This window comes from Natrarchaeobaculum sulfurireducens (assembly GCF_003430825.1).
GTDB classification, from domain to species: domain Archaea; phylum Halobacteriota; class Halobacteria; order Halobacteriales; family Natrialbaceae; genus Natrarchaeobaculum; species Natrarchaeobaculum sulfurireducens.
The window spans coordinates 2,974,590-2,991,364 of sequence record NZ_CP024047.1; the positions used below are offsets into that span (position 1 = coordinate 2,974,590).

13 protein-coding genes are annotated in these 16,775 nt (G+C 61.0%); 5 read left to right on the plus strand and 8 right to left on the minus strand.

Annotated features, from left to right (window positions below; translation table 11 throughout):
• Positions 1 to 170 precede the first annotated feature (170 nt).
• Positions 171 to 1,796, minus strand: coding sequence for a bifunctional phosphoribosylaminoimidazolecarboxamide formyltransferase/IMP cyclohydrolase (gene purH / locus AArc1_RS15740; protein ID WP_117365266.1), 1,626 nt, complete (start codon positions 1,794 to 1,796; stop codon positions 171 to 173).
• 177 nt (positions 1,797 to 1,973) lie between these two features.
• Here purH and purB point away from each other — a divergent pair, with 177 nt between their 5' ends.
• The 4 genes from purB (at position 1,974) to AArc1_RS15760 (ending at position 6,619) form a co-directional block, all read left to right on the plus strand.
• Positions 1,974 to 3,368, plus strand: coding sequence for an adenylosuccinate lyase (gene purB, locus AArc1_RS15745; protein ID WP_117365267.1), 1,395 nt, complete (start codon positions 1,974 to 1,976; stop codon positions 3,366 to 3,368).
• Between the two features lie 147 nt (positions 3,369 to 3,515).
• Positions 3,516 to 5,168, plus strand: coding sequence for a class I adenylate-forming enzyme family protein (locus AArc1_RS15750; RefSeq protein WP_117365268.1), 1,653 nt, complete (start codon positions 3,516 to 3,518; stop codon positions 5,166 to 5,168).
• A 280-nt stretch (positions 5,169 to 5,448) separates the two neighbouring features.
• Complete coding sequence (locus tag AArc1_RS15755) at positions 5,449 to 5,925, plus strand: hypothetical protein (protein WP_117365269.1); 477 nt, start codon at positions 5,449 to 5,451, stop codon at positions 5,923 to 5,925.
• 298 nt (positions 5,926 to 6,223) lie between these two features.
• The gene (locus AArc1_RS15760; RefSeq protein ID WP_117365270.1) at positions 6,224 to 6,619 is read left to right on the plus strand and encodes a DUF5518 domain-containing protein; all 396 of its coding nucleotides are present in this window, start codon (positions 6,224 to 6,226) and stop codon (positions 6,617 to 6,619) included.
• A 222-nt stretch (positions 6,620 to 6,841) separates the two neighbouring features.
• Here the strand turns inward: AArc1_RS15760 and AArc1_RS15765 are convergent, their stop codons facing one another.
• From AArc1_RS15765 to AArc1_RS15780, 4 genes are all read right to left on the minus strand, one after another.
• A complete protein-coding gene (locus tag AArc1_RS15765) occupies positions 6,842 to 7,999 on the minus strand; it encodes a hypothetical protein (protein WP_117365271.1) in 1,158 nt (385 codons plus the stop codon).
• A 355-nt stretch (positions 8,000 to 8,354) separates the two neighbouring features.
• Positions 8,355 to 9,083, minus strand: coding sequence for a hypothetical protein (locus AArc1_RS15770; RefSeq protein WP_133412206.1), 729 nt, complete (start codon positions 9,081 to 9,083; stop codon positions 8,355 to 8,357).
• 797 nt (positions 9,084 to 9,880) lie between these two features.
• Positions 9,881 to 10,879, minus strand: coding sequence for an IS110 family RNA-guided transposase (locus AArc1_RS15775; RefSeq protein ID WP_117362518.1), 999 nt, complete (start codon positions 10,877 to 10,879; stop codon positions 9,881 to 9,883).
• A gap of 343 nt (positions 10,880 to 11,222) precedes the next feature.
• Positions 11,223 to 12,389 (minus strand): acyl-CoA dehydrogenase family protein, encoded by a 1,167-nt coding sequence (locus tag AArc1_RS15780; RefSeq protein WP_117365273.1) that lies wholly within the window; start codon positions 12,387 to 12,389, stop codon positions 11,223 to 11,225.
• Positions 12,390 to 12,543: 154 nt separating this feature from the next.
• Between AArc1_RS15780 and AArc1_RS15785 the strand changes: the two genes are divergently transcribed.
• Positions 12,544 to 14,241: an acyl-CoA carboxylase subunit beta gene (locus AArc1_RS15785; protein ID WP_117365274.1), complete on the plus strand. Its 1,698-nt coding sequence runs from the start codon at positions 12,544 to 12,546 to the stop codon at positions 14,239 to 14,241.
• Between the two features lie 37 nt (positions 14,242 to 14,278).
• On the opposite strand, the gene AArc1_RS15790 is transcribed toward AArc1_RS15785, so the two are convergent.
• The 3 genes from AArc1_RS15790 to AArc1_RS15800 are packed head-to-tail and all read right to left on the minus strand — an operon-like array spanning position 14,279 to position 16,774.
• Positions 14,279 to 15,010 (minus strand): SDR family NAD(P)-dependent oxidoreductase, encoded by a 732-nt coding sequence (locus AArc1_RS15790; RefSeq protein ID WP_117365275.1) that lies wholly within the window; start codon positions 15,008 to 15,010, stop codon positions 14,279 to 14,281.
• 58 nt (positions 15,011 to 15,068) lie between these two features.
• Entirely contained in the window at positions 15,069 to 15,875 is an 807-nt protein-coding gene (locus AArc1_RS15795; protein WP_117365276.1) for an SDR family oxidoreductase, read from the minus strand.
• Positions 15,872 to 16,774: a BKACE family enzyme gene (locus AArc1_RS15800; protein ID WP_117365277.1), complete on the minus strand. Its 903-nt coding sequence runs from the start codon at positions 16,772 to 16,774 to the stop codon at positions 15,872 to 15,874. Before AArc1_RS15800 ends, AArc1_RS15795 begins: the two co-directional genes overlap by 4 nt.
• Position 16,775 lies beyond the last annotated feature (1 nt).

Genomic DNA, 16,775 nt, shown 5'->3' on the forward strand with positions numbered 1-16,775 from the left:
CTTTCGCGGTTTTCGCGTACTCAGTTCGCTCCAAACCGCGCACCGCTCGCCCTCGCGCAAAAACCTGGGCGAAAAAGACCGCTCGCTTCGCTCGCGGTGCTAATCGTGTCTGAACCAACGAAAGACTCGCTACGCTCCTCTTTCGAGTTTTAGACACGCCTTCACTTCGCTCAGTCGTGTCTGAAAGACCGCTGGCCCGTAAACGCCATCGCCATTCCGTGTTCGTCCGCGGCGGCGATCACGTCGTCGTCGTTGACGGAGCCGCCGGGCTGGACGACCGCCTCGATGCCAGCCTTCGCGGCCTCCTCGATGCCGTCCGGGAACGGGAAGAACGCATCCGAGGCCATCACGGCACCCTCAGCGTCTTTTCCTTCGGCGTGCTCGTCGGCTTTCATTGCTGCCAGCCGGACGGCGTCGACGCGGGAGACCTGTCCCATCCCGATACCGACCGTCTCCGTTCCCTTCGTGAAGAGAATACCGTTCGATTTGACGTGTTTGAGCGTCTGCCAGGCGAAGACCATCGACTCGAGTTCGTCGTCCGTGGGCTCGCGCTCGGTGACGACCTCGAGGTCGTTCACGTCGATCGACTGGTCGTCGCGTTCCTGAACGAGTCGGCCGCCGACGATCGGTTTCTCCGTGAACCGTTCGCTGGCTCCCTCGAGGTCACCGACATCGAGGACGCGGAGATTGTCCTTTGCACAGAGGACCTCGAGGGCGTCGTCGGTGTAGCCGGGGGCGACGACGACCTCCTTGAACGAGTCGGTGATCAGGTCGGCGGTCTCGGCGTCACACTCGCGGTTGAGCGAGACGATGCCGCCGAAGGCGCTCATCGGGTCCGTCGAGAGCGCCTTCTCGTAGGCCTCGGCGAGGGTATCAGCCGTCGCACAGCCCGCGGGATTGGTGTGTTTGATGACTGCGGCGGCGGGTTCGTCGAACTCCTTGATCAGGTTGAGCGCGCCATCGGCGTCGTTGTAGTTGTTGTAGCTCAGGGCTTTCGCGCCCTCGTTCAGCTGGTCGGCGTGGACGACCGAGGCTTCCTCACAGGTGTAATCTGCGTAGACGGCGGCGTCCTGGTGGGGGTTCTCGCCGTAGCGGAGGGTGTCGAGACGGTCGCTCGGGCCGATCCGTCGGGCGGGTAGGCCGCCCTCCTCGTCAGCAACGTCGGCGTCGACCGTCACCTCGCCAGCCTCCTCGTCGACCTCGAGGGTACCCTCGGCGAACCACTTCACGGCGCGTGGGTACGCGCGGAACTCGCCCTCGTAGAGCACCCGTTCTTTGAGGGAGTCGGCGTCGTCGCCCTCGTAGATGGGGACCGGTTCCTGGGTGACGATCGGGCCGCCGTCGATCTCAGACTCGACGACCTCACCGTCGTCGTCGGTCGCGTCCGTGACGAGATGGACCGTACAACCGGTGACGGAGACGCCCGCCTCGAGTGCGTCACCCCAGGCGTCCATGCCGGGGAACGACGGGAGGAGCGAGGGATGGACGTTGAGCGTCGGCGGAGTCTCTTCGAGGAACGTATCCGAGAGGATTCGCATGTAGCCGTCGAGACAGACGAGGTCGAACTCGTAGGCAGAAAGCGCCTCAAGGACGGCTTCCTCGTGTTCGCTACGGCTCATGTCCTCGGTGAGCGGGACGACCTCGGTGGGAATCCCGCGTTCGGCCGCAGCCTCGAGTACCGGTGCGTCGGGAGTGTTGGTCAGTACGACGGCGAGTTCGGCTCCGCCTGGCGAGCGATCGGCGACGTTCAACAGGTTTCGCCCTCGGTTGCCGGCCATCCCGGCGATGCGCGTCATAGACGTATGCCCGCCCGCGAGGGCAAAAGTGATTGCGGTCTCGAAGCCACCGATATGCACGTACGTGGATTGATACGGCAGTATTTTCGCCACCACTACCCCGAATATGCACACACGTGGATTTGGATGTGGAGAGTTCCGATATCCCTTTCCCCCTGTACTGAAAAGGGATCGACGATGACCGACACAGACACGCTCTATGCCGTCTCGCCGCTCGACGGGCGCTACAGCGGCCGGACCGCACCGCTGTCGCCGTACGCGAGCGAGGCCGCGCTCATGCGTGCCCGCGTCCGCGTCGAAGTCGAATACCTCATCGCGCTCGCCGACCTCGAGGCGACGCCACTCGAGGTCGACGACGACGAACGCGAGACGCTCCGGGGACTCTACCAGCACTTTGCCGAGGAGGACGCCCAGTTGATCAAGAAACTCGAGACGCAGGGTCACGCCGGGTTCGAGGCGACCAACCACGACGTGAAAGCCGTCGAGTACTTCGTCCGGCACAACCTGCCAGCCGACAGCGACGCCTCCGCCTGGATTCACTTCGGGTTGACGAGCGAAGACGTGAACAACCTCGCCCACCGTCTGCTCGTCCGCGACGCGGTCGCCGAGGTCCTGTTACCCGAACTCCACGGCGTCGCCGAAACGCTCAGCGGAATGGCCTACGAGTTCCGTGACCTCCCCATGCTCGCACGCACCCACGGCCAACCTGCGACGCCGACGACGTTCGGCAAAGAGATGGCCGTCTACGCCGCCCGCCTGGGGACGGCAATGGGCCGGATTCGTCGAGCGAACGACGCCTTGCGCGGAAAACTCGGCGGGGCCTCGGGCACGTACGCCGCCCACCACGCTGCCTACCCGGACGTCGACTGGCAAGCAGTCGCCGAGGAGTTCGTCACGGCACTCGGCCTCGAGTTCGAACCGCTGACGACACAGGTCAACCCCTGTGACGACCTCGCGGCGGTGTTCGACGCGGTCCGTGGCGCGAACGACGTCGTACTCGACCTCGATCTGGACATGTGGCTCTACGTCTCCGATCGCTACCTCGGCCAGGAAGCCGTCGCCGGCGAGACGGGGTCGTCGACGATGCCCCACAAGGTCAACCCGATCGACTTCGAGAACAGCGAGGGCAACCTCTCGAAGGCCAACTCGGATCTCACGTTCCTCGCTGACTACATCACCACCTCCCGGCTCCAGCGGGACCTCTCCGATTCGACGGTCAAACGCAACATCGGCGCTGCCTTCGCTCACTGCCTGATCGGCTACACGAAGACGGCCGCCGGACTCTCGAAAGTCGTCCCCAACGAACAGGTCATGCGCGACGATCTCGACGCTACGCCCGAGATTATCGGCGAGGCCGTCCAGACGATCCTGCGCCGTGAGGGTCAGGAAGACGCCTACGAACAGGTCAAAGCACTTACCCGCGGGAAGTCGGTCACGCTCGAGGACTTCCGTGACCTCTTCGACGACCTCGAGGTCGACGACCGCGTCCGCGAGGAACTCGCTCAACTGACACCAGCAGGGTACACCGGGGTCGCGGGCGACCTCGTCGACGACGTCGATCTCGAGCAGTAACGCGCGGGGACTCGGAGCAGATTTTTGGGGAGCGATAGGGGTAGTTACCCGAGTCGACCACCTGGACAGGTGCACTCGAGCCCGTCGTGTGCAACTCGAACCACAGTGATAATTTATTACGGATTATGTGCTACGTCTGGCCGTACCATGGAATATCATCACGGGGAACGGTTAGCACACGTCGGGTCGCTCCCGACGATGGCAGCGGATCGGTACGGTGAGAAGACGGCGTTCTCGTTCATGGGGAGCGAACAGTCCTACGCCGAGTTCGAGGCACAAGCCAACAAGGTCGCGAACGTACTGGTAAACCACGGTGTCCACCCGGGCGATCGCGTCGGGCTGTTCATCCCGAACACGACGCAGTTTCCGGCGGCACACTTCGGCGTTATCAAAGCCGGGGCGGTATCGACCCCGTTGAACCTCCGGATGGACCCGGAGACGCTCGCATACGTCATCCAGGACGCCGGCATCGACACGATGATTGCCTCGGCGTTTCTCGCGGACGAGGCCCAGGAACTCGCCGCCGCAGCCGGCGTCGAGACGCTGTTCCTGCCCGGCGTCGCCGACGAGGAACGCGGCGTCGTCAACTACTCACACGCGACGATGGACGCCAGCGACGAGTTCGAGTCGATCGAGCGCGACCTCGAGGACGTCTGCATCCAGCCGTATACGAGCGGTACCACGGGCCGACCGAAAGGCGTCCTGCTCAGCCACCGAAACGTGCTCTCGACGCTCGAGAGTTACAGTCTCGGCGGGCTCGGGGTCGACGCCGATGACTCGATTTTGCTCGTGTTGCCGATGTTCCACATCTACGCGCTGAACGCTCTGCTCGGCTCGTACCTCTATCGCGGCGGAACGATGGTCCTCCAGCCCGAGCCCGATCCGGTGAACATGCTCAAAGCGATCGACGAACACACCCTCACGAAGTTCGCTGGCGTGCCGGCGATGTACACCATGATGTTTCGGGAGTATCGCGAAAATCCCGAGCAGTACGATCTCTCGTCGCTCGAGGACGTCACCTGTGCGGCCGCGCCGCTGGCCGAGGAAGTTCGCCGACAGATCGAGGAGGCCTGGAACGTCCCCGTCGTCGAGGGCTGGGGGATGACGGAGACTGCTCCCGCGGGGACTATCGAACCCGTCCACGGCGTCCGCAAGGCCGCGGGCTGTATCGGCCCGCCGCTGCCAGGGATCGAACTCAAGATCGTCGATCCGGCGACCCGAGAGACGAAAGTCGGTCCCGACGACCTCGAGCCGTTCCCGGACCCCGAGATCGACTTCGACGAAGAAGAAACCGTCACTGGCGAACTCGCGATCCGTGGACCGAACGTCTTCGAGGGCTATCACAACCGACCGGAGAAAACCGACGAGGTGTTCGACGATGCAGGCTGGTTCTACACCGAAGACGTCGCTCGGGTCGACGAAGACGGCTACTTCTGGATGGTCGACCGCGCCGACGACATGATCCTCACCGGCGGCAACAACGTCTATCCGGCCGAAGTCGAAGACGCCCTCTACGAACACGAAGCCGTCGCCGAAGCCGCCGTCGTCGCCGCAGAACACGAGGTAAAAGGCGAAGCCCCCGTCGCGTTCGTCGTCCCCGAGGCGGACGCCGACGTAACCGAATCCGACATCCGCTCGTTCGCCCTCGAGCGCGTCGCCACCTACGCCCATCCACGACGGGTGTTCGTCGTCGACGAACTCCCGCGAAGCGCCACTCAGAAGGTCCAGCGGTACGTCCTGGAAGAAGAAGTCGAGAGGCGACTCGAGGAGCCGTTGCAGTCGAGCGACGAGAAGTTATAGGAGCCACTGACCGTCAGTGCGCACCCAATTGCACGAGGACTGTGTGATCGATGTGGGGAACCGTTTCAGTTGTTAGGGTCTGTTAAACCCCTCAGAACATAATAAGAGTTTACTGCTGCATACAGAGCATGAGTTCAGTACGACGATCCAGTTTGTTTCACGCCGAAAGCGGCGAACCACCCGCTCACTACACGTGTATACTGAACGCCCTCACTGAATAACTAAGTACAGACTGATCAACCTCCCGAAAGCATTTATTAAGTGGCTATAGCTCCTAGGTATGAAACGAAGATCATTCCTTTATTTGATTGGAGCAACATCGCCCGGTCTCGCTGGCTGTCTCGGCGACGATTCTGAGGAAAACGGCGACGGCGAGTCTAGCGATAGTGGCGATTCAAAGGAAGACGGCAACAACGAGTCCGACAACAGCGACAACGACGATGTATCGTTGGGTTCCTTCGAGCATGTGTCTAGACCAAAATTAGAGAACTGCGAAAAAACATACCTTGAGGATTACGTGGTCGAGGAGGGAAATGCAGGGACCATATCATTTGAAATCACTTCTGTCGAGGAACACGATAGTGGGACAGCGAAGGTAGGGATTGAATCGGAGATAGAAGTTTCTGGTCACGGTGATGATGTAGTCTGGCACGAATATCACGATACTCGGGCGTACTACTACGTAACTGAGTCAGACACTTATCGAACGGAGAACTCAACCGAAAAACCAGAGAACGGTGTGCAAATTGACTGTTGATTAGTGCTACCGGAACCTGGTTTACTAGTACTGACCGATCACTCTCGTTGCAGATCGGGCCAGATTTCGTGCCACATTCGCGCTGTGAGTTCAGCAGGTACTGAACGAGCTACCCGGCCTCTGTCAGAAGCGACGTGACCGACTCAGGGCATTAGTGCAGCACGATGACTCCGTTTGTTTCATACCGAAAGCAGTGAACCGCCCCGCTCACTACACGTGCGTATTGACTGCTAGCGGTTCTGGCAATTCTGATCTCCCGTTTGAAAGAGTTTTAACACTTCGATCATTTTGTTTGGATATGCTGCCTGCCCTCCACTCACGTAGCATTTCTCAGGTATGGCAGGTCGCAATATCCGGTATGCTGGTCGCACTACCTGTCAGTGTTATTCTCGGCTGGGTGCTGGGATTCGAAACGGACGGATTGATTACAGTAATCGGTGCAGTCATTGCAGGAGGGATCGCAGTTACTCGGTCGGTTAACCCGAGCGCCGCTGGACTCCGCACCGGGCTTCTCGGTGCTAGTCTCGGAATTTTGTTCTCCCTTCCCGACGTACTGATGATTGGTACGGAGTCAGCAGGCGCTATACCTGTGTTTATTTACACTAGTGGATTCGCGCTGGTCGTCATGTCCATGTTGGGGTGGGTCTTTGGTCGTCTTGGCGGGTGGGTAACGAATACGTTGAGTACACGCTGACCCGTACTTAGCGAACACTCATCCTCGCAGATCGACGCTGAGTCTGTGCCACATTCGCGCTGTGAGTTCAGCACGGATTGTTCGAATTGCTTGGTTTCTGCCAGTAGTGGCCTGACCGACTCAGAGGGTGGATCCAACTTCATCAACAGAGGACGGGTCGACACCAGTGGAGATGATGTGCCAGTCGGTGCGGAGAGGGTGTCCGGGATCCCTCCGGTTGAGTTAGCCTTCCGGATACCCCCACCATCCGCCGGTCCCGGCGATGCAGATGCCAACGGGCTTCGAATAAGACATATTGTCAAGGTCGTTATCGGAGTTCAGTTCCACCTCGTCGGCGTGATCGTCTTCCTCGCGGAAGGAGAGGTACCACTCCTCCTGTTCGGGGTCGACGCTGATCGACTCCTCTAGCGTTTCGCCGTCGTCTTTCTCCAGCGAGAGATCGTACTCGCCGAACGTCTCGACGAGATCGAACGACTCGAACTTCTCCGAGTCCACGTAGTCAACCGGGCCGTTGACTTCCTCGTCTTCTGGCGGCTCGAGAACGAACTCCTCGTCGAGAATCGTCGTCTCCTCGTCGGCGACCACGACGGAGACCTCGAACGGGTCGTCACGACCGTTGATCACGTGGAGTCTCGCGGGCGAGGAGTGGCCGTCCTCGACCTTCTCGAACTCGAGTGTCGACGCGTCGCCGTCGCGCTCCACGGTGGTCTCGTAGTACTCGTCGTTCTTCCAGAGCGTCGCGTCTTCGGAAACGGCCTTCGGGTACAGCAGCGTTTTGTCGGTTTCGTACGTCCCCTCCTCGAGTGCCAGATCGACCTCCCATCGGACGGGATCGGGAAGGCGGTGGTACGGCGCGTAGTCGGTGACACACACCACTGGGTTCATCCACTCGTCGACGACCGACTCGGGCGGGTCGTCGGCTCCGCGCACCTCGACCAATCCGATTATCCCGGTGAATTCGTTCCAATCGTGGGCGAGGTCGTAGTGGATGTCGAACCGAAGGCCGTCGTTCCGTTGTCTGATAGCGTCGACGGTCACGTCGCGCACTGTACCGGGGAAGCCTCCTCTGGAGGCGACCACGTAAGCATCGTCGAAGTCGACCGGTTCGACGAACGCGGCTACGTCCTCGTGGCCCCCGAGTTGGTCGTCTACCACGTCCATGTCGTCGATGATGATGGCCTCGCCGCCATCGGTGTTCGGCGCGTCATCATCATCGTCGTACTCGAGGTAATCGTAGACTGCGGTCACTCCATCCGGTACGTGTTCCACGTCCTGCAGGGAGCGTCCATCGTCATCGGTTCGTTGTACGGTGTCCGCACATCCTGCGAGGGCGGCGGTCGTGGTGGTGCCGAGAGAGGCGAGGATGGCTCGTCGCTTCATACCTTGGAGAACCTACACGCCCGGTAAGTGTTTTGGGGTCGTTCAGTTGTAGAATCAGTAGAGGAATTTCGGTTCGAATCAACCATAGGCGGCTCGGTGATGGTTACCACTTCGTATGTCACATTCGCGCTGTGAGTTCAGCACGCCTCGCTCAATCTATTCAGTAGCTGGCAGAAAGTGCGTGCAACATCCAGAGCATGGATGCAGACAGTGAGACCCTTTGTTTCGCGTTCAATTCCCTGAACCGGCCGATCAGTACACTTGCATAATCGGCGCTGGTGGGTTCTCAAGACTAAGTACTGTTCAGATACCCATATTCGGGCAGATAGTGGAGCTGATCAATGCCGTCTGGTTATCACATTGGACGGACCTCGCCATCATCAGTCCATTCACAATATAGCGGGCTCGAGTGTTCCTGACCTTCTCGGAAAAGGGACTGTTCATCGAACGAGATATCTGAGTGATGGCTTGATTCGTTCACTCTCCACGACATATCATCCTCCAATTCTAACTCCTCGATTTTGACCTCGGCGTAATAGCTTCCAAAGCGGTACTGATCGTCGTCACCAAGTGGGACGGCTTCGCTTGCCTCGATCTCCACGGATTCATCAACGAGAACATCGCCATCAAGTTCGATCCGCACATTTGCCGTCACGTCCTTATCCGCGTAGTTTTGTAACGTTAGTGGTTGGGTTTGGGGACGTATTTCCTCCATTAGCAGGCGCATCTCATCGCCATCGTGTTCAGTGATACCACTGTAATAGGTTGGCCCGTCGATGAAGACCGCTGTAAAGATGTTGACTACTTCGGAAAGGAGTAGCCTGTCATCGATTTCATACTCGCCGTCTTCGATCGCACGTCGTGCCTCTTCTTCAGCGGGATCTGGCAAGGCAGAAATATGTACGAACCTGGCGTCACAACGCTCGTATTCTATATCGTCACTGTTTTCATCCGCACTTTCATCATCATCGGCACTGCTATTATCCTCACTCTGTTCGCCGTTCACATTATCAGAACCACTTAAACAGCCTGCAGTGAGGACTGTCGTAATAGAGGCTGCAGCGAGTAAGTCACGTCGTTTCACACCCAGAATATCTAATCAGGTAATAAATACTTTCTGCTTATCAAAAACAGCAGTTGGAGAAACCCATCTGAGATGTGGACCGAACTAAGTGCTGTTTTCCACCTGTTCCGACCGATCACCAACTTCGCTAACCAAGTCAGTACTCGTGCCACATTCGCGCTGTGAGTTCAGCACGGATTCTTCGAACTACTCAGCTTTTGTCAGGAGTTGCGTGACCGACTTAGGGGATGGGTGCAGCACACAGACACCGTTCGTTTCTACCTCTTCTGGTTATGTAAAACGAGGATATGAAGAGCTACAACAGCTGCCCCAGTCGTAACTACGGATAACTCTGAGGTTGGATTGTCAATGTGCTTCTGGCCTAATTCGGTGAGTCCAAGCATCCAAGTAGTAAGTACCAAACCAAAAGCCGAGTACCCAAACAGTATTAGTGCTCTGTATCGGTCGATCATATCTTCTGTTCATAGCTATCGGACTAAATAATTTCTGACAGAAGAACATATCCTATAGCTAAGTTTTCACTTGCGTTGATTGATTTCTTCCCTTCACATATCACTCTCCGTTTTGTGCCGCATTTGCACTTTATGTTCACCTATGGAAATTCTGCTGACTGACCAAACCACGTTTGCCAAGATAATTCTTCGGGCGACAAGGACTTCCTATAGTTTTCTGGCGTAGAATCGACAACCGGCGAACCGATAGCTACTGAAACAGCCATCAGGCGGGGGACTTCTTGTTTGCGAGGGCAGTTGCTCACGCTGCCACCAGCCGGCCAATGAGCGCCGCCCTGGCGGCGCTCAGGCACTCACCCCTGGTGGATCGTACACCTCCTCACGGTCCAGCATATGATACATTGAAACCAGCAGCTTCCGGGCGGTTGCGACAATCGCTGTTTTCGAGTTCTTCTTTCGAGCTAACCGGTTGTAGAACTGGCTGAGGTACTCGTCTTCGCACGTATGTACTGCTGAGTACGACGCTTGAACGAGCAACCACCGGACTCGTCCTGATCCTCGCTTCGAGATGCTCCCCTCAAACCGCGAGTCGCCAGACTCGCGGATTATCGGGTTTAACCCGACGTAACTCACGACCTCTTTGGCCCGATCAAACCGATTGATCTCTCCCAACTCTGCATAAATCGTCAACGCCGTAAAGTAACTCACGCCAGGAATCGTCATCAGGAGCTGGGTCTCCTTCAGAGACCCAGCCCGCTCCTCGATCTCCACTTCCAACGACTCAATCTGTTCAGTGAGTGTCTGAATGAGCTCCAGATACGACTCCAACAACGCGTCCCACGGGGCCGGGAGCGAGAGTTCCGCCAGGAACTCTCGTCCCTCCACACTCAACGGCTTTACCTCCCGAGTGATGCCATGATCACTCAACAAGCCGTGAATCTTGTTTGCGTACTCGGTCCGGTTCTCGACGAGTTTCTGTCGCCCGCGCACAAGTGCGCGGGCTTGCCGAACCTCGTCGGTTGGAACGTAGCTTTCAGGAACCGAGCCTAACCGAAGCATTCGAGCGAGTTGTTTCGCGTCAACGCGGTCAGTTTTCTTGTCAGAGTCGGAGATCAACTTCAATTCGCCGGGATTGGCGACGGTCACATCCAGATACGCTGAAAGCGTATCGTGGATGTGATAGTAGTTGCTGGTCGCTTCAAGCGCGGCTTTTGACCCAGCGTACCGCTGGGCAAAGTCGTCGAGGTTCGCGTTTTCGACGCGAACCTCTTCGACGATCTCACCGTTTTTGTCCAGTACTGCGATCTGTGAGTACCGCTTGTGTACGTCGATTCCAATGAACATTGGACTCACCTTGGAACGCTGGTGCGTGAAACAGAGATTCACCTATGCGGGCTTTCCCGACTGCCGCCAAGAGCGGCAGTCGGGCTGTCATGCCCAGGACTCGGCTTCCTACGCACTCGGACCAGTCAGCACCACGTGTTCTCAGACACGGAATACAGCTCGGTCTCTTGCGTCCCATACTTGTTTCACGCTCTCATGGGATATAGCAGAATTTCCATCGAGTCAGCACGATCGCTAAAACCTATCACTTAGCAAGGTTTTCGGCAGAGCCAGGTGTTACTTATAACACGACCACTGCCGAGGAAACGAAGCTCTTCGACCGATCGCGACAACGTGGCCCGGTCTAGTACGACCGCGGGAGTCCGAGCGTGTGTTCGGCGAGGAAGTTCCGGACCATCTCGTTGGTGATGGGGACGGTCTGCAACAGCCGCGAGTTCTGCCAGATGTCGTAGACCTCGTAGTCCGCGGAGAAGCCGTTCCCGCCGTGGGTCTGGATGGCCCGATCGGCGGCTTTCGTCGCGGCCTCGCTCGAGCGGAGTTTTGCGACGTTGGCCTCCGTCCCGGCGTCTTCGCCCTGATCCCACTTCGAGGCGGCCTTGTAGGTCATCTCACGGGCACAGAGCAACTCGGCGTAGGCGTCGGCGAGCGGGTGCTGGATCGCCTGATGGCCGCCGATCTTCTGGCCGAAGACCGACCGATCGTTGGCGTAGTCGACCGCGAGGTCGACCGCACGCAGGCCGCCGCCGATGGCGCTCGCCGCGCCAGCGATCCGCTCGGTGTTCAGAGTGTCCCACAGAAGGTAGAGGCCGCCGTCTTCTGCGCCCAGGATACGGTCTTCGTGGACGCGCAGGCCGTCGATATCGACCTGGTACTGGGTCTCGAACCAGGGGACCTCGACGTCCAGCGGCGTCAGGGAGATGCCGTCTCGTTCGGCGGGCTCGGGTACCAGGAACATCGAGACGCCGTGGGTCGGATTGTCCGGGTCGAGGTCGGACGTGCGGGCGATCAGCAGCATCTCGTCTGCGTTTTCTACGCCGCTGATCCACATCTTCTGGCCAGAGACGACGAACTCATCGCCGTCACGTTCGGCCGTCGTGTCGATGTTGAGCGTGTTCGTTCCGGCTCCCGCTTCAGTCAGGCCCATACAGAAGCGCATCTCGCCGTCGACGATCGCCGGCAGGTACCGCTCTTTCTGTTCCTCAGTGCCGTGGCGCTGGATGCTGATCCCGCCGAAGACGGGCGTGAGCACGAAGATGATCCCACCCTGGCCGCCGCCACGAGAGAGTTCCTCGATGACCATCGACATCTCGAGCATGCCCAGTCCGGCCCCACCGTACTCCTCGGGGATGGTAACGCCGAGCCAGCCATCGCGCGCGAGGTCGGCCCAGTATGCCTCGGGGAACTCGTTCTCCTCGATGCAGCCTTTCCAGTAGGCCCGATCGTAGTCCCCAGCGATCTCGCGGACGCTGTCGCGGATCAGTCGGTGTTCGTCCGTCTCGGTGTAATCCATGCTACTGCCATCAATAATCGTGCAGCGACGTTACAGTTTCCCACAGCTAAAAACGGAAACGGCGTTCAACCTCCTATGGAGACCGAATTTCTTTGAGAGTTGGTAGCAATGGCCCCAGTATGGTCGATCGATCGACGCACGGAGGGGACGTCGAGTGAAGATCCGCGTCGACGCCACGCCCGATGAGGAGACCGCCCGCGCGATAGCCAGTGCGCTCTCGGCCTACCTGGGCCAGTCCGTCGAACTCGTCGTCGACGGCGACGAAGAGCCGCTCGCGACCGCGGGCGATGGCTGTGACGATCCCGTGATCACCGACCGCGAGCGACGGCTACGCGAAGAAATCGAGGGGATACTCTCGGGTGGTCCCGAACGCGGCCACGAGAAGATCGACGCGCTCGGGAAACTGTTCGTCCGGGACCGCCTCGAGTTACTCTTCGACGAGATCGAGTACGAAGACGGCACGTTCGCCAGACACGACGCCGACGGCGAGTTGCCGGCCGACGGGATGATCACCGGCGTCGGGACGATCCACGGCCGGACGGTCTTCTTCGCGGCCAACGACTACACGGTCAAGGCGGGGTCGCTGGGTCAGATGGGCGTCGAGAAGGAGATCCGGCTGGCCGAACGGGCGGTCGAGGTCGGGGCGCCGATCCTCCGGCTGATCGACTCGACCGGTGCGCGACTAAACCTCGACGAGCGCGAGCCGGGCGACACCCACATGGATCGCTACCGCGGCGGTCGGATGTTCTACAACCAGTGTATCCACTCCGGGCAGGTGCCCCAAATCGGCGTCCTCTACGGCCCCGACATCGCGGGGTCGGCGTACACGCCGGTCTTCTGTGACTACCTGATCATGGTCGAAGAGATCAGCGGAATGGCGATCGCGAGCCCACGCGTCGTCGAGGCCGTCACGGGCGAGCAGACGACGATGCAGGACCTCGGCGGGCCACCGGTCCACGCCACGGAGTCCGGCAGCGCGGACCTCGTCGTCCCCGACGAGCGTGCGGCCGCCGAGGCCGTCCGCGACCTGTTGACCTACCTCCCACAGCGCCACGACGAGCCGGTGCCGACGCGCGAACCGGACGTTCCCGAGGCCAATCCGAGGGGCCTCGACGCCGTCATCCCGGAGGAACCGAACGAGTCCTACGACATCCTCGAGGTGATCGACCGCCTCGTGGACGCCGGCTCGTGGTTCGAGCTCAAACCCGACTTTGCCCCCGAACTCGTCACCGGCTTCGGCCGGATCGAGGGGCGACCGGTCGGCATCGTCGCCAATCAGCCCGCCGCGAAAAGTGGGGCGATCTTCCCCGACTCCGCCGAGAAAGGAGCCGGTTTCGTCTGGACCTGTGACGCCTTCGGGGTTCCGCTGGTCTACCTCTGTGATACGCCCGGCTTCATGGTCGGCTCGCAGGTCGAACGCGAAGGCGTCCTCCAGAAAGGCCGGAAGTTCATCTACGCGACCTCGAACGCGCAGGTTCCCAAGCTCTGTGTCATCACGCGTAAAGCCTACGGTGCCGGCATCTACGCGATGGCCGGCCCCTCGTTTGACCCCGACGCCACCCTCGCCCTGCCGAGTGCCGAGATCGCCGTCATGGGTCCCGACGCAGCTGTCAGCGCGCTGTTCGCCGAACAGCTCGAGGAGATGGACCCCGACTCACGGCAGGCGTTCGAGGAGGGGATGCGCGCGGAGTACGAGAAACACATCGACGTCCGCACGCAGGCCGCACGGATGCAGGTCGACGAACTCCTGCCGGCCGGTGACCTGCGCGATCAGCTGGCAGCCCGGCTGCGAACGGTACGAACCAAACGGCGGACGGAACGGGATCGCTACCACGGGACGGTGCTGTTCTGACTGCTGAGTGTGGCAGTGGTCGAGGGAGCGGGAGCAGTCAGCCCAGTCGCTGTTCCCACTCGTCGGCCGGCATCGATTCGCCGGTGATGCCGTCGGGTCCCTGTGCGAGCAGGCGCGTGGCGGCGTCGTCCATGACGTCGGGCTCGAGGACGCCCTCGCGTTCGTCCTCGGGCAGGTGGTCCCAGAAGGCCGTCGCTACGCGGCCGCCGGGATCGAGTCCGTTGACGGTGATCCCGTACGCCTCGAGTTCGGCCGCCTGGGTCCGAGTCAGTCCCTCGAGGGCCCACTTGGAGGCGACGTAGGGGCCCCACTTCGCCGCCGCGCGGCGGCCGAGTCCCGACGAGATGTTGAGGATGGTGCCACGGCCAGCGTCGATCATGTGTGGGACGACGTACTTCGAGAACAGGAAGACGCCGGTGACGTTGACGTCCAGAATCTGACGGAAGTCCTCGGTCTCGACGTCGTGAAGCACGCGCTGTTCGCCGTACATGTTGAGCAGGCCGATGCCAGCGTTGTTCACGAGGCCAGTTACCGCACCGTACTCGTCGACCGTCGTCTCGACGACGGCCCTGACGGCAGCCTCGTCGGTGACGTCGGCCGGGACGACGAGGGTCTCGCCGTCAGCCTCGGCCGCGACCGCCTCGAGTTCCGACTCACTGCGGGCAGTCACCACGACGGTCGCCCCCTCGCGGGCGAATCGTTTGGCCATCGAAGCACCGAGTCCCCGACTCGCGCCGGTGACGATCACCGTCTCGGTTTCGAGTGTCATGGCCGGGTGTTTCGAGGCCGGGGAGTTAACTGTGGATGGCCGCGGACTCGAGCGCAGGTCACATCGGCGTCGGTGCGAGCAGTTGGCCCCCGTCGACCGCGTAGTAGGCGCCGGTGACGTACGCCGCGGCCGGACTCGAGAGAAAGAGCGTCACGGGCACGCAGTCGGCGGGCGTCCCGAGGCGGTCGGCCGCCAGATCTTCGTCGATCACCTGCTCGGCGACGGCCTCGCCCATCACGTCCATGACGCCCTCGGTGCGGATTACGCCAGGTGCGACCGTGTTCGCGCGGACGTCGTGGCGGGCCCACTCGGCAGCGACGGTCTGCATCAGATTGTGGACGCCCGCTTTCCCTGCACCGGAGTGGGCGTGATACGGCGCCCCGCGGACGGAGTTGGTCGCACCCATCGAGACGATGGCACCGCCGCCGCGGTCGATCAGGTGCTCACCGACGGCGAACGTGCAGTTTGCGGTGCCGTCCAGGATCGTCCCGACGACCGAGCGCCAGCCGTTGGCCGACAGCTCTTCGGCCGGACAGAGGAAGTTCGCCCCCGCGTTGTTGACGAGAATCGAGACGTCTCCCAGCTCTTCGAGAACGGTCTCGAGCATGGCGTCGACGTCGTCGCGATCCCGAACATCGACGGTCGTCGCGCAGGCCTCGACGCCGCGGTCTTCGATCGCCTCGGCGACGGGCTCGAGGTGGTCGATAGAGCGGCTGGCGATGGCGACATCAGCGCCATGTTTGGCGTACGCCAGCGCGAGTTCCTTCCCGATCCCCGTCCCGCCGCCGGTGACGAGAGCGGTCTCCCCCGCCAACAGATCGTCGGCGAAGACGTCGGTCGAGGGCGGCGTCTCCTCGAAGCTCATCGCTCGACCCCCAGGATCTCGCGGGCCTCGTCGGGCGCCGCGGGCTCGCGGCCGACCTGTCTCGCCAGCTCGACGGCATCCGCGACCAGGTCAGCGTTGCTCTCGGCCATCTCGCCGCTGGGTCGGTAGAAGTTGTCCTCGAGGCCAACGCGGACGTTCCCACCCATCGAGAGCGCCGCGGCGACGAGCGGCCACTGGTCGCGGCCGATGCCGATCACCTGCCAGGTACAGTCCTCGGGCAACTGCCGCACCTGGTGGACCAGGTTCTCGACCGTCGCAGGAATGCCGCCGAGGACACCCATGATCAGGCTCGCGTGGAACGGGCGCTCGAGCACACCCTCTTCCAGCAGGGGCCGCGTGTTCCCGACGTGACTCGTGTCGAAACACTCGAGTTCGGGCGTGACGCTGGCCTCGTTCATCCCCGCGAGCAGGTCACGGATCTCCGAGAAGGGGTTCTCGAAGATCATGTCGAAGACGTACTCCTCGCGGGCGTCGGAGTACTTCGCGTAGTTCATCGAGCCCATGTTGAGCGCGGCGATTTCGGGGCCGACGGACTGGACGTACTCGAGTCGGTCCTCGAGCGGCGTCTCGATCGCGCCGGTCGAGAAGTTGAGCACGATGTCGGTTCGCTCGCGGACCTCGTCGTGGATTTCCTGATAGGTATCGACGTCGAACGTCGGCGCACCCTCGTCGGTGCGGGCGTGGATGTGGGCGACGGCGGCGCCGGCTTCGCGTGCGGCGGCGGCTTCCTCGGCGATCTCCGCGGGCGTATAGGGGATCGCCGGACACTGCTTGCGGGTCGTCAGCGCGCCGGTCAGCGCCGCCGAAACGACGACCGTCTCGGGGTCGTTCCCCTTCGTCGAGGCCTGCCGGGCGTAGAAGTCGGTGGTCCCAGTCATA

Bases quoted from the DNA above. Each gene is read 5' to 3' on its own strand.
- purH (WP_117365266.1), bottom strand. From the start codon at position 1,796: ATGACGCGCATCGCCGGGATGGCCGGCAACCGAGGGCGAAACCTGTTG.
- purB (WP_117365267.1), top strand. From the start codon at position 1,974: ATGACCGACACAGACACGCTCTATGCCGTCTCGCCGCTCGACGGGCGC.
- AArc1_RS15750 (WP_117365268.1), top strand. From the start codon at position 3,516: ATGGAATATCATCACGGGGAACGGTTAGCACACGTCGGGTCGCTCCCG.
- AArc1_RS15755 (WP_117365269.1), top strand. From the start codon at position 5,449: ATGAAACGAAGATCATTCCTTTATTTGATTGGAGCAACATCGCCCGGT.
- AArc1_RS15760 (WP_117365270.1), top strand. From the start codon at position 6,224: ATGCTGCCTGCCCTCCACTCACGTAGCATTTCTCAGGTATGGCAGGTC.
- AArc1_RS15765 (WP_117365271.1), bottom strand. From the start codon at position 7,999: ATGAAGCGACGAGCCATCCTCGCCTCTCTCGGCACCACCACGACCGCC.
- AArc1_RS15775 (WP_117362518.1), bottom strand. From the start codon at position 10,879: ATGTTCATTGGAATCGACGTACACAAGCGGTACTCACAGATCGCAGTA.
- AArc1_RS15780 (WP_117365273.1), bottom strand. From the start codon at position 12,389: ATGGATTACACCGAGACGGACGAACACCGACTGATCCGCGACAGCGTC.
- AArc1_RS15790 (WP_117365275.1), bottom strand. From the start codon at position 15,010: ATGACACTCGAAACCGAGACGGTGATCGTCACCGGCGCGAGTCGGGGA.
- AArc1_RS15795 (WP_117365276.1), bottom strand. From the start codon at position 15,875: ATGAGCTTCGAGGAGACGCCGCCCTCGACCGACGTCTTCGCCGACGAT.
- AArc1_RS15800 (WP_117365277.1), bottom strand. From the start codon at position 16,774: ATGACTGGGACCACCGACTTCTACGCCCGGCAGGCCTCGACGAAGGGG.